General features: G+C 43.0%; 7 protein-coding genes. 4 read left to right on the forward strand and 3 right to left on the reverse strand.

Features of this window, described 5'->3' with window-relative positions:
- Positions 1-69: 69 nt before the first annotated feature.
- On the forward strand, positions 70-2,748 hold the full coding sequence (locus NWQ57_RS06275) for a CHASE domain-containing protein (protein WP_306021283.1): 2,679 nt from the start codon (positions 70-72) through the stop codon (positions 2,746-2,748).
- Positions 2,749-2,784: 36 nt separating this feature from the next.
- On the opposite strand, the gene NWQ57_RS06280 is transcribed toward NWQ57_RS06275, so the two are convergent.
- Complete coding sequence (locus NWQ57_RS06280) at positions 2,785-5,907, reverse strand: hybrid sensor histidine kinase/response regulator (protein WP_306021284.1); 3,123 nt, start codon at positions 5,905-5,907, stop codon at positions 2,785-2,787.
- A 165-nt stretch (positions 5,908-6,072) separates the two neighbouring features.
- Here NWQ57_RS06280 and NWQ57_RS06285 point away from each other — a divergent pair, with 165 nt between their 5' ends.
- The 3 genes from NWQ57_RS06285 to NWQ57_RS06295 all read left to right on the forward strand — a co-directional run bounded on the left by NWQ57_RS06285 (position 6,073) and on the right by NWQ57_RS06295 (position 11,299).
- Positions 6,073-7,170 carry a sorbosone dehydrogenase family protein gene (locus tag NWQ57_RS06285; protein ID WP_306021368.1) on the forward strand — a complete coding sequence of 366 codons (1,098 nt, stop codon included), beginning with the start codon at positions 6,073-6,075 and terminating at the stop codon, positions 7,168-7,170.
- A 151-nt stretch (positions 7,171-7,321) separates the two neighbouring features.
- Entirely contained in the window at positions 7,322-9,643 is a 2,322-nt protein-coding gene (parC, locus tag NWQ57_RS06290) for a DNA topoisomerase IV subunit A (protein WP_306021285.1), read from the forward strand.
- 72 nt (positions 9,644-9,715) lie between these two features.
- Positions 9,716-11,299, forward strand: coding sequence for a carboxylesterase/lipase family protein (locus tag NWQ57_RS06295; protein WP_306021286.1), 1,584 nt, complete (start codon positions 9,716-9,718; stop codon positions 11,297-11,299).
- Between the two features lie 16 nt (positions 11,300-11,315).
- Here NWQ57_RS06295 and ftsX read toward each other — a convergent pair whose 3' ends face one another.
- Together ftsX and ftsE are read right to left on the reverse strand one after the other, a co-directional pair.
- Positions 11,316-12,296 (reverse strand): permease-like cell division protein FtsX, encoded by a 981-nt coding sequence (gene ftsX / locus NWQ57_RS06300; protein WP_306021287.1) that lies wholly within the window; start codon positions 12,294-12,296, stop codon positions 11,316-11,318.
- Between the two features lie 42 nt (positions 12,297-12,338).
- Complete coding sequence (gene ftsE / locus NWQ57_RS06305; RefSeq protein ID WP_306021288.1) at positions 12,339-13,034, reverse strand: cell division ATP-binding protein FtsE; 696 nt, start codon at positions 13,032-13,034, stop codon at positions 12,339-12,341.
- Positions 13,035-13,038 lie beyond the last annotated feature (4 nt).

Genomic DNA, 13,038 nt, shown 5'->3' on the forward strand with positions numbered 1-13,038 from the left:
TTGCGGCCATCCATAAGCAAAATCCTTTAACTTGGAATAAAGTGAACTATACAAAACCAAGAGTCGCCAATGACAAGACCCATTAAAATAAATCAAAAGTTACTCTATTTGCTTTTGAGTATTTTTATTGCTGGACTATTGGTTGCTGGTTATGCAGATAAACGTCAATCAGCGGATAATCAGCGGCACATACAGCAACAGTTACAATCACGCCTTGAGCTTATTAGTGAAACAGTCAGTGATTGGATAACGCTGTATCAGTATGGATTACGTGGCTTGCGAGGAGCCGTGGTAACCACTGGCATGGAGCAATTTAACTACGCGAATATGCAAGCCTACAGTGCTTCTCGGGATGTTGGCAAAGAGTTTCCTGGTGCCAATGGCTTTGGGGTGATTCGCTATATTGACCCCAGTGAGCAAGAAAATTTTATTGCTTTTGCCAGACAAGACCGCCCCGACGGTATCTTCAACATACGGCAATTGCAACGTCATACCGACACGCTATTTATCATTCAATATATAGAGCCTGAGGCAAAGAATAAAGCGGCTTTGGGCTTGGATATTGGCTCAGAATCCAACCGTCGCCATGCTGCGCTGCAAGCTGCCATTCATAATGACGTTCGGCTAACTGCCCCAATCAAATTGGTACAGGCAAATGACGAAACCGCCTATGGTTTTTTAATTTTAATGCCTATTTACGCAGCAAATGGCGCAGAGCTCACTGAATCACAGCGTTTGGCCAATATTCAGGGGTGGTCTTATGCCCCCATTTTTGCTGATGATGTATTAAACAGTTATATCGCCACTCAAAATGATGTTGCCCTGAGCATTAAAGACATCACGGATGGCGAATCAAAGCTTTTTTATCAATTTGGCAAGATGGATGATGAGACTGCGCAGGCCGCTTTAGTGACTCAAACCATAGGGCTTTATGGACGTCAGTGGCTATTAGAACTGAGAGCTCAACCCGAATTTGTTGAATCTTTACTTTTGCCAGCCCCACATCAGGCGTTTTTTACGGTCATGGGGGTAAGCATTTTAGTGATTTTGCTGGTGTTAACCTTGTATTTAGTTACTGCTCGTATCAGGCAATCTGCTGAGCATAAAACCGAACTCTCTCGGGTAAAACAACATACCTTGCAACAAGCTAATATTGCGCTTGAAAAAGAAGTAGCCAATAGGATGAGGGAGATTTCTCAGGCTAACGTTTTGCAGCGCAGTATTCTCGAAAGTGCCGCTTACGCTATCATCACCACTGATGTAGATGGGCTTATTACCGGGTTTAATCCTGCAGCAGAGTCCTTGTTGGGGTATGCAGCACAAGAGTTAGTCAATACCCATACCGCCGCTCTGCTTCATATTAGTGAAGAAGTCGTTACTAAGGCGCAACAGTTAAGTGAAGAATTTGGCTATCCAGTTGAACCAGGCTTTGAAGTCTTCGTAACGAAAGCCCGTCGTGGCGGGCCAGATGTGAACAAATGGACTTATGTTCATAAAAGTGGTCGCCATATTCCCGTGCGCTTAACAGTGACAAGTTTATTTGACCACCAACAACAATTATTTGGCTTTTTGGGCATTGCGTATGACCTGACAGAGCAATTAGAACATGAGCGAGTGCTGGCTCAAGCAAGGGAGCAAGCTGAGCAAGCTAATCAAGCAAAATCGAAATTTTTAGCCAATATGAGCCATGAAATTCGTACGCCTCTGAACGGTATTTATGGCACTTTGCAAGTTCTTAATAAAGAGGTTGTTAGTCTTCAAGGTAAAGCCTTACTAAAAAAGGCCATGTATTCCACTAAGGGACTCAACATTATAATTAATGACATTCTCGATTTTTCTAAAATAGAGGCGAATAAGTTGGTGTTGGAACAAGGTGGGTTTGATCTGCACGAACTGCTTGAATATCTTCACTCCGACTTGTCTATGCTGGCAAATATAAAGCATATCGAGTTTGCGATTTTGAACCAAGTTGATCATCCCTATTGGTTAGGCGACCCCACGCGAATAAAACAAATATTATTAAACTTAGCGGCGAATGCGATTAAATTTACTGAGGCGGGCAAGGTGCAATTAAGTGTTTGTCACGATGCCGTTAAAGCAACACTGGTGTTTGAAATTCGCGATACGGGTATCGGGATTAATGCAGAACAATTACAGCGATTATTTCAACGTTTTGAGCAAGCCGATAGCTCAACCACCCGTAAATTTGGTGGGTCAGGGCTAGGTTTGTCGATTACCTACTCCTTAGTCAATTTGATGGGGGGAACGATAACGGTTGCAAGTGAAGTTGGCAGGGGCTCTGTATTTACTGTGACTTTACCGTTACAGCAGGTTTTAGAGCCTGTTGCACAGCCTCAGGATATTGAGGCTGAAGCCTTTGATTTCAGCGGTAAGATCATACTCGTTGCTGAGGATAATGAAATAAATCAGATGGTTGTGCAAGCTATGTTGGAGCCTACTCAAGCGACGTTAATCTTTGTTGGCAACGGGCTTGAGGCTATCAACATAGTACAAAAGCAGCACATTGATATGGTGTTGATGGATATCCACATGCCGCTGATGGACGGAAGGGAAGCCTGTAGAGCAATTAAAGTGGAGTATCCGGCCTTACCGATTATTGCGCTCACTGCCAATGCGATGAGTGAAGACATTGATGCGTATGAGCAACTAGGCTTTGATGGTTACCTTGCCAAGCCTGTCGAGCTAAGGCTGTTACTCATACAGTTACAACAAATTTTATACCCTTAGGCTAAATGAATTCGCTAATGTTTGTTAGCTTGCGTATTAACGCAAATAATGGCCCTGCTCGACGCTGTGTAAAATGCCGTCGCAGGCCCCTGCAAATAAGGGCATTTTTTTAATTACTTTATCAAATTGCCCTAATTTTAAAGCACTTTCTAGCTCTTCACACAGCTTGTGCAGTTTGGGCACACCGGTGTAACAGCATGCACCGTGTAACTGATGCACAAAAGCTTGCATTTCCATAAAATTTTGGCTTTTAAAACATTGTTCTATATTGGACTGTAGGCCGGGTAACTGTTTAACAAATTGCTCAAGAATTTCTAATGCTGCTTCTTCATTGTGATTGGTGCGTTTTAATGCCGATGTCCATTCAAAATGAGCCAACTCTGGTGGTGTTTCTTCAACTTGCTGGCACCACCTTATGATTAAGTCGACTAAGTCAGAGATATTGATGGGTTTAGGTAAATAGTCGTCCATACCTGAAGCAAGTAGACGATCTTGCTCTTCTTTAAATGCATGAGCCGTGACCGCGATAATAGGCGTGCCAAAATTCAACTCTGTTTGACGAATGCGTTTGGTGGTTGCAATACCATCCATATTCGGCATTTGCACATCCATTAATATGAGGTCAAATTCATTTTCATAGCATTGTTTTACGGCTTCTTTACCGCTATAGGCTAAGGTCAATTGCAGGTCAGTATTTCTGAACCAAGTGGCGAGCAGACGCAAATTAATTTCCATGTCATCAACGGCTAACACTCGTGCCTTGGGCAAGTTTATTAGTCTTTGCTGAACTTGGTCTGCGGCGCTGACTGGGGGTAAGTGCAATAGGTTGCCTAAACGGCTGAAGGTCAGAGGTAAACGGAGTTTATGATCAAAAGACTCAATGAGATCACTATGTTGAATTAATGAATCGATTCCTGAGTACAGTAAGATCGATTGGTCGAAGGAGAGCTGCCGACTGATGGCAAAAATAGCCGGCAAGTCATTTTCTCTGTGACTCGGCACTGAGATAAAAATCATATCGTAATGATGGGTTAACTCACTAAGCACATTTAAGGATTCGACTCCTGTTACCGAAGCTCCAACATTTTTTAGTAACTTTACTGCACTATAGCGTGAGTAAGGAACAGGGTCGAAGTACAGGATATTTTTGCCTTGCCACTCACTGTCTTTGCGTAAACTTAATTTTTTATTTAGTAGATTGGTTCTAAGGGTAACAGTAAAGGTACTTCCCAAGCCTGGCGTGCTTTGGAGAGTGAGTTCGCCGCGCATTAAATTTACCAGCTCTTGGCAAATGACCAATCCGAGCCCCGTTCCTTGATATGAGCGGCTGAGGGCGTCGTCTACTTGAGAAAAGGCTGCAAACAGTTTTCGTCTGTCTTCGCGACTAATGCCTATTCCGGTATCTTCTATCTTAAACTCCAACTCGTATATGCCATGGTCTAAAAACGAGCCTTTTACTGCTAAGCCAATGTGACCTTGATCGGTAAATTTAAGAGCATTACCCAATAGGTTATTCAAAATTTGCTTTATGCGGTAACTGTCGCCAATCAGTTTTTCAGGTAAAGGCGACAAATCATAATTAAACCCTAAGTGTTTTAAATGGGCAGACTTAGCCATCACACTTACTAAATCTTCGATCATTTGGGTAGGTGAAAACGGGTTATTGTTTATTCGTAGCTTGCCGGCTTCAATTTTAGAAAAATCCAATACGTCATTGACGATAGTCAGTAAATTATCGGCAGCGGCATTAATAATACTGACCTGTTCTTGTTTTTCCGGGCTCAAATCTGATGAATGCAGTTCTTTACTAAAACCCAATATGGCATTGAGTGGGGTACGTATCTCGTGGCTCATATTAGCCAGAAACTGTGATTTTACGTTACTGGCATTGATAGCTTCTTTGCGGGCGATATCTAAACGGGCATTTTGCTCTTCAACTAATTCGATATTATTGCGCAAGTCATTAGTGGCCTGTGCTATCTCTAATTCTAGTTGGTGGCGACTTTTATCCATTAAGGCGAGTGAAAACAAGCCTGCTTCTAAAAATACGCCGAATTGAAAGCAATAAGTGGTAAAGAAATTTGAGGGAAATATTCCTGCTAAGCTAAGCATGCCAATAATGGCTGCAGTGGCCAGAATACTCCAAGCGAAGATAAAGTAACGTGCTGCATAAAACTGATTGCTGTAGCTTTCAAAACCCGCAACAGTGTAACTGGTAATGGCTATTAGACTGACCAAATACACTAAACTCGATTGCCACAATGGTGGGAACAGATTAATGACAGAGCAAAAACCAAGGACAATAAGTAAGATAAGGCTCGATCGCACTACAACAAAGGTTTTTGGCGCTGTTACTTTGATATCCAAAAATACGCAGGTAAATAGGCCAGAAAAAACGCCAATGATGATGAAGATAAGATCGGTGTGTTCATTTTCCCAGCGTGAAAACGCCTCTGGCATAATCAAATGCGAGTGCCCGCTCCAAACAAACTGCCACACAATGACCGCAGCAATATAGCCCACATATGCAATGAGACTTTTTTCTTTAATTCCTATAAACAAAATGAGATTGTAAATCGCTAAAATCAGCAGGCCGCCATAAAACAAGCCCCATAATAGATTGTCGTAAAAGTTTGTTCTTTCATGGGAGGCGTGGGTTTGAATATCAACCGGCGCAATTAGGCTAGCGTGAGGGCTTTGAATGCGAATAAATAAGGATAGAGTCTGGGCATAGGGCAGTTCAGTTTTAAGGGTAGGTAAACGATAGTGTTGGCCAAAGCGCGCCTTACCTTGTTGCGTTTGGGCAATGACTTTGTCATCCATCAATAAGTAGATGTCCACTTTTTCTAACTGACTAAATGCTACATCTATGACCCAGTCTTCAACATCAGTGACGTTACTTATGGTGGTATATAACCAAGCGCCTTTGTCAGTTAAACCGTAATTAGGATTATCGCCAGATTGCCAGTTAAATTTATCGATTAATTGTGCCGCTTGTTGAACGGTCAATTGCTGCTCTTCTTCAAACATTATCTTGAGCTGGCCAGACAAACGAATGGTGTTTTCCGTTTCAAGCAATTGGATGGTGCTTTGAGAATAAGCAAGACTCGGAATGAGTAGCAGTAAAATAACAATGAAACGACGAATAGGCAGTGGCATGTCAAATCTAACTGGGAAAAGTCTATAGCCTATTTAACCATTTGCAGCTTGCCTTAGGCAATCTCTACCGCTCGACTCTTAGATAACGTATGATAAAAATAGAAAATTTCATTAAAAATAGAAGCTTATATGTTAACTACAAGATCTTTAATTACTCTGACAGCAATGTTTATATGCCATGTGAGTAGTGCCGCCCAAACGTCATTACCAATAGAAAAACTCACTTTGCCCGAAGGTTATCACATCAGTATTTTTGCCAATGAAGTGAAAAATGCACGGCAAATGGCGATCAGTGACAGCGGCATTGTGTTTGTTGGAAGCCGTGAAGCGGGCGTGGTGCATGCCGTTATTGATAGCGATAAAGACGGTGTAGCAGATAGGGTGATTAACATTGCTCAGAATCTGAACATGCCCTCTGGTTTAGCCATACGAGATGGCGATTTATATGTGGCAGAGGTGGATCGTATTCTAAAATATACAGACATCGAGGCACACTATACTCACTTACCTGCACCTGAAGTTGTGGTGAGCGGCTTACCAACAGAAAAGCACCATGGCTGGAAATATATTGATTTTGGTCCAGATGGTTGGCTATACGTGCCTATTGGGGCTCCTTGTAATATATGCGAAACCACCGGCACAGCGCGTTTTGATGATCCTAGATTTGCATCGATTTTACGCTTTAACCTAAGCTCCGGTGAAAAACAATGGGTAGCTAAAGGCGTGCGTAACAGTGTCGGTTTTGACTGGCATCCACAAACGCAACAGTTTTGGTTTAGCGACAATGGTCGGGATATGTTAGGTGATGATATCCCTCCTTGTGAGATAAATGCAGTAGAGACGCTAGGAGAGCATTTTGGCTATCCGTATTTTCATGGTGGCAGTATTGCCGACCCCGAGTTTGGAGAAAATAAAAATATGGCTGACTATACTGTGCCTAAGCTAAATTTGATGGCGCACGTTGCCCCACTTGGTGTGCACTTTTATGCTGGCACAATGTTTGAAAATACCATGAATAATCGCCTCTTTGTGGCGGAACATGGTTCATGGAATCGCACTCAAAAGTCAGGTTATCGGGTAATGATGGCGTCCGTAAAAGCGGGCCAGGTCATAGCTTATGAGCCTTTTGTACAAGGATGGTTAAATGATGATAATACAGCGTGGGGCCGCCCCGCTGCTATTACCACAATGGCTGACGGTAGTATGTTAATCGCAGATGATTTCGCCAATGTGATTTATAGGGTAACCTACCAAAAGCCTTAAAACAGGTTGTAGCGGTGTAAGGCTTGTATTAGATTTTCATTATGGCGTATTGTGCAACACGAAGGTGAGCACAAATATGCGACAAACGGCTGAAAAAAGCCTACGACCCTACTCAATAGAAAATAACAATAAATAGCGAACCCAGTTTTATATGAGTCAAGATACGATAATCAACAAAGACGGCATCGAACAGTTGGCGATGCGTCACTTCACTGAGCAGTCTTACCTAAACTACTCAATGTACGTCATTATGGACCGAGCGTTACCGCATATCGGTGACGGTTTGAAACCTGTGCAGCGCCGTATTGTTTATGCCATGTCTGAGCTTGGTTTAAGTAATAACGCCAAATACAAAAAGTCTGCCCGTACTGTGGGTGACGTATTAGGTAAGTTTCATCCTCATGGTGACTCAGCGTGTTACGAAGCCATGGTTTTAATGGCACAACCTTTTTCTTATCGATATCCTTTGGTTGATGGACAAGGAAACTGGGGAGCACCTGACGATCCAAAATCTTTTGCAGCCATGCGTTATACCGAATCTCGCTTGTCTAAATTCAGTGAAGTGCTGCTGACTGAACTCGGCCAAGGTACAGTCGATTGGCAACCAAACTTTGATGGCACACTTGACGAACCCAAAGTATTACCTGCACGTTTACCTCATATATTGTTAAATGGTATTACCGGTATCGCAGTTGGTATGGCTACCGATATACCACCGCACAACGTGCGTGAAGTGGCCAATGCTTGTGCCTTGTTATTGGACAACAGTAAAGCTGAGTTGAGTGAGTTATTAGCCTTTGTACAAGGGCCAGATTACCCCACTGAAGCAGAAATCATCACGCCAAAAGACGAAATTGCTAAGATTTATGAAACGGGACGCGGCTCTATTAAAATGCGTGCGGTATATCATGAGGACAATGGCGATATTATTATTACTTCTTTGCCCCATCAAGCGTCCGGCGGTAAAATTTTAGAGCAAATAGCGGCGCAAATGCAGGCTAAAAAATTGCCAATGGTCAGTGACTTACGTGATGAGTCCGACCATGAAAACCCGACTCGTTTGCTGATTACCCCACGCTCGAATCGCATCGATGTAGAGCAATTGATGCAACACTTGTTTGCCACCACTGATTTAGAAAAAAGCTATCGCGTTAATATCAATATGATTGGCTTAGATGGCCGTCCTCAAGTGAAAAACTTGCGGCAAATATTAAGTGAATGGTTGGTGTTTAGAAAAGACACTGTGGTGCGCCGCTTACAATATCGTTTAGATAAAGTACTAGCAAGACTGCATATTCTTGAAGGTTTAATGATTGCCTTTTTGAATATTGACGAAGTTATTCGAATTATTCGTTACGAAGAGCACCCCAAACAAGAGTTGATGAGTCATTTTGCCTTATCTGATATTCAGGCCGAAGCAATCCTTGATCTTAAATTACGCCATTTGGCCAAATTAGAAGAGATGAAAATAAAAGGCGAGCAGGATGAACTCGCCTTAGAACGCGATCAATTACAACTATTACTGGGTTCTGATCAGCGTTTGAAAACCCTTATCAAAAAAGAAATTCTTGCTGCAGCTGAACTGTACGGGGATGATCGACGTTCACCTATTGTGGCCCGTGGTGAATCCAAAGCCTTAAGTGAAAAAGAGCTCATGCCTTCAGAGTCAGTGACCGTGGTGTTATCTGAAAAAGGCTGGGCACGCTGTGCTAAAGGGCATGATGTGGATGTGAAAGGCTTAAGTTACAAAGCCGGTGACAGTTATTTAACCAGCGCTAAAGGTCGAAGTAATCAACAAGCCGTATTTGTTGATTCATCTGGTCGTACTTTTTCTTGTGACGCTCACAGTTTGGCGTCAGCCAGAAGTCAAGGAGAGCCATTAACGGGACGTTTCAACATTGTAGGCGGTGAAACCGTTGAACATGTGGTGATGGGCAAAGATGAGCAGCAATATTTAATGGCTTCAGATGCGGGTTATGGTTTTGTGGGTCAATTCAGTGACATGGTAAGCAAAAACAAAGCGGGTAAAGCGTATTTGTCTTTGTCTAGTGGCGCGAAGGTGATAACGCCACAAGCCCTTCACAACTTAGAATCCGATTGGTGTTTGGCTATTTCCAGCGAAGGACGCATGTTGATGTTTCCCCTTCGCGATCTTCCCATCCTAGGCAAAGGGAAGGGCAATAAATTGATCAGTATCCCCTCGGCCAGAGCTGCTTCGCGAGAAGAGTATGTCAAGGTGCTGACTGTGGTACCTGACGGTGCCAGTATTAAAATATTGTCTGGTAAACGGGGTATGAGTTTATCTGCCGCTGATTTAAGTCACTATCAAGGCGAGCGAGGGCGTCGAGGAAATAAGCTTCCACGAGGTTTACAGCGAGTGGATGGGGTTGAAGTTGAATTAAGTAAAACAGCGCCAAACCCAGCAGATATGTCTGAAGAACATTCGGTATCAAGGGGTGATAACACTGAATAAGTGTTTTGACTTTACGGTTTATCACGTTTTAGAACGCCTACGTGTTAAGACCAATTAATAGGGAAAACAGGTATGCGTCAAGTTGCTAGAATTTTTATTATGTTAGCTGCGGTGTGTTTGTCCGCCTGCGAACAGAGCCATAACGAAGTTGAAGTCAACTTTATCGAAATCAATCAAGGACGAGTGAAAGGGCATTTCATTCCTCAACTGGAAGTGGTGTCTTTTAAAGGGATCCCTTATGCACAAGCGCCAGTTGGTGACAGGCGGTGGCAAGCCCCTCTCCCCGCTACGAAGTGGCGGGGTGTGCTAAACGCTGACGACTTTGCTCACAAATGTATGCAAAACCCCCTGTTTAGCGATATGCAATTTCGTGCGTCGGGTATGAGTGAAGATTGCTTATTCTTGAATATTTGGGCGCCTCAGGAGCGCACAGAGCAAAAATTCCCTGTGTTGGTGTACTTTTATGGCGGTGGTTTTATTGCCGGTGATGGCTCTGAAAATCGTTATGACGGCGCAGATATGGCATCAAATGGCATTCTCACAGTAACAGTCAATTATCGTCTTGGTGTGTTTGGTTTTATGGCTCATCCACAGCTGAGCAGCGAAAGTGCTTATGCTGGCTCAGGCAATTATGGTTTACTCGATCAACAAGCGGCCCTCATCTGGGTCGCACAGAATATTGCGGCGTTTGGCGGCGATCCGAAACGGATTACCATTGCAGGCGAGTCTGCGGGTTCAATTTCTGCTAGCGCTCAAACCCTTTCTGCAAAGTCTATCCCGCATATTCATGGTGTCATCGGAGAAAGTGGCTCTATTATGGGGCGTTTTGTGTCATCTTTAGCCCAAAGTGAAAGTCAAGGTTTAGCGCTTGCTGAAGCGGTACTCGAGGGTGAGGATCTGAGTATTGCCGCTTTGCGCGCCTTGCCCGCGGATGAGTTATTAAAGCGCGCAACTCAAGCCGGATATCAACAGTTACTGCCCACAATAGACGGTAAATTCCTCACTGATACCCCGCAAAAATTGTTCGAAACCAAAAAATTTGCTGATGTGCCAGTGTTGGCTGGGGTCAATTCTCAAGAAGGGAGTTATCAACAGTTATTTGGCGAAGAAGAAGTGACCCAAGAAAACTACCTGTTGGCCTTGCAAAAACTTTATCCCGATAATTTTAGGAAGATTGCCGCCTTGTATTCAGGTGAAAGCACAGAAGAGCTTAAACGGGCAGCGCAAGACTTGATGAGTGATCGCTTCATCAGCGAGTCTACGTGGAAGTGGATTAATGCAGCAACCACTTATGGCTCTGCTGACTCGTACTACTACCTATATGACCATATACGACCGGCCATGAAATCAATTTACAATAGAGGTCAGCGTCAGGAAATATCTGATATGGGGGCGGTGCATTCTGCTGAAATTGAGTACGTATTAGGAAACTTAGATACCAATCCCATTTACGAGTGGGAAAAAGAAGACTTTGAGGTATCTACTATGGCGCAGCAGTATTTCATTAATTTTATTAAAACCGGTAATCCCAACGGAGACCATTTACTCCCTTGGCCCAAATTTAAAACTCAGCAACAGCTTGTTATCAAATTAGAGCCCTTTATTACTGATTTGAAAAAAGTAGAAGAGCGCTATTTGGGCTTATCGAGTCTATAAATAACATTCTTATGCTTTATTTGGGCTCAATAGCACTCACATACCGTTTAACTGAGAGCAATGAGCCGCTTAGACCTAAGAAAACCGAAACAGACAACATAATTAACAAGGTGCCACCGTCTATGCCGGTCAGATTAAAGTTTTTCTGATAGAGTTCACTCACTGCTGAAATGCTGCTGCTCATCCACCATAGTAAGAGTATCACTGCCATCCAAGCCAATACGCCCCCCAATAAACCGTACCAAAATCCAGTATATAAGAAAGGACGCTGAATAAATGCATCCGTTGCGCCGACTAATTTCATAACTAAAATCTCGTCTTTTTTATTAAGAATATTCAATCTTATTGTATTGCCAATGATTAATACCACTGCTAAAAACAGTAAGATGGCAATGACTGTAACAAGTTCTTGTGCCACGTTTAGTAGGGCGTGCAGACGTTCTAGCCATTCGATATCGAGTTTGCCAATATCGACTTCTCTTTCTTTGCGAAGTTTTTCTAGCAGCAAACGGGCCGCCGTAGGGCCCGCATGTCTTTCAGTCGGTATGACTAAAACAACATTAGGTAAAGGGTTTTTATCTAAATAAGCAATGGCATCTCCAAAGCCTGATAGCTGCTTAAATTCCTGTAAAGCCTCATCGGCCGGAATAAAATGAATGGTGTCTATTTCGGGCCAAAGCTGAATGCGCTTCAATAATTGGTTGATATCACTTTGATTAATATCTTGCTTTAAAAACAAAGATATTTCAGAGGCTTGTTGCCAGCCAGAGCTGATATTTTCGGCATTCTTTACCATCACATAGAGCGTGCTAGGTAGGGTAATGCTCAGTCCTAACACGCCTATTGTCATGATTGACGAAATTCTTGAACGCCATAACTCACCCAAGCTACCTAAGGCTTGGCGCAGATGACTCACAAAAAACATTAAAAACCGTTGTATGGCAGAAACGTGTGATATTTGAGCACCTTGAGCGCGTCCTTTGAATAAGATACTCATGGTTAGCTTCTCTCCTGTTTTAATCTGTTGTGTTGCTGACACTTAGCCATAAAAATCATTTTCAGGCATCTCTTCAGTCAACCCGTCGGTAATCATCTGACCATTTTTTAGGGTTAATGTGCGGTATTTCATGCGTGCTATGAGGCCCAAGTCATGGGTAGCAATAAATACGGATACACCCGCCTGATTAAAATTTTCAAACAGTTTAATGATCTCCATTGATAGCTTAGGATCTAAGTTACCAGTAGGCTCATCCGCTAATAATAGAGGGGGTTTATTGACAATGGCACGGGCTATTCCAACTCTTTGTTGTTCACCGCCGGACAAGGTGATGGGAATATTCTTAATCTTGTCTCGCAAACCTACTAATTCCAAAGAGGCATGCACACGTTTGGTGATTTCTTTGTGTGAATAACCTTCGATGACCAATGGCAAGGCAACGTTATCGTAAACCGACTTATCCATCAAAAGTTGGTGGCTTTGAAATATCATCCCAATGTCGCGTCTGATGTAGGCAATTTGCTTGCGGGAAATATTGCTCAGGTCGTGGCCATTAATTAGCACCTTGCCCACAGTTGGACGTTCCATAATGCTAATTAATTTCAGGATAGTACTTTTACCTGCGCCAGAGTGACCCGTTAAAAAAGCCATTTCTCCAGGCTCAATATGAAAGTCAACTTTGCGTAAGGCTTGCTGACCCCCAGCGTATGTTTTGCTAACCTGCTCAAATTTAATCATAGTG

The sequence above is a fragment of the Paraglaciecola sp. genome, from assembly GCF_030730205.1.
Taxonomy (GTDB): domain Bacteria; phylum Pseudomonadota; class Gammaproteobacteria; order Enterobacterales; family Alteromonadaceae; genus Paraglaciecola.

What these genes read in the sequence shown, in the direction of transcription:
- NWQ57_RS06295 (WP_306021286.1), top strand. Translation starts at nt 9,716, where the DNA reads ATGCGTCAAGTTGCTAGAATTTTTATTATGTTAGCTGCGGTGTGTTTG.
- NWQ57_RS06280 (WP_306021284.1), bottom strand. Translation starts at nt 5,907, where the DNA reads ATGCCACTGCCTATTCGTCGTTTCATTGTTATTTTACTGCTACTCATT.
- parC (WP_306021285.1), top strand. Translation starts at nt 7,322, where the DNA reads ATGAGTCAAGATACGATAATCAACAAAGACGGCATCGAACAGTTGGCG.
- ftsE (WP_306021288.1), bottom strand. Translation starts at nt 13,034, where the DNA reads ATGATTAAATTTGAGCAGGTTAGCAAAACATACGCTGGGGGTCAGCAA.
- ftsX (WP_306021287.1), bottom strand. Translation starts at nt 12,296, where the DNA reads ATGAGTATCTTATTCAAAGGACGCGCTCAAGGTGCTCAAATATCACAC.
- NWQ57_RS06285 (WP_306021368.1), top strand. Translation starts at nt 6,073, where the DNA reads ATGTTTATATGCCATGTGAGTAGTGCCGCCCAAACGTCATTACCAATA.
- NWQ57_RS06275 (WP_306021283.1), top strand. Translation starts at nt 70, where the DNA reads ATGACAAGACCCATTAAAATAAATCAAAAGTTACTCTATTTGCTTTTG.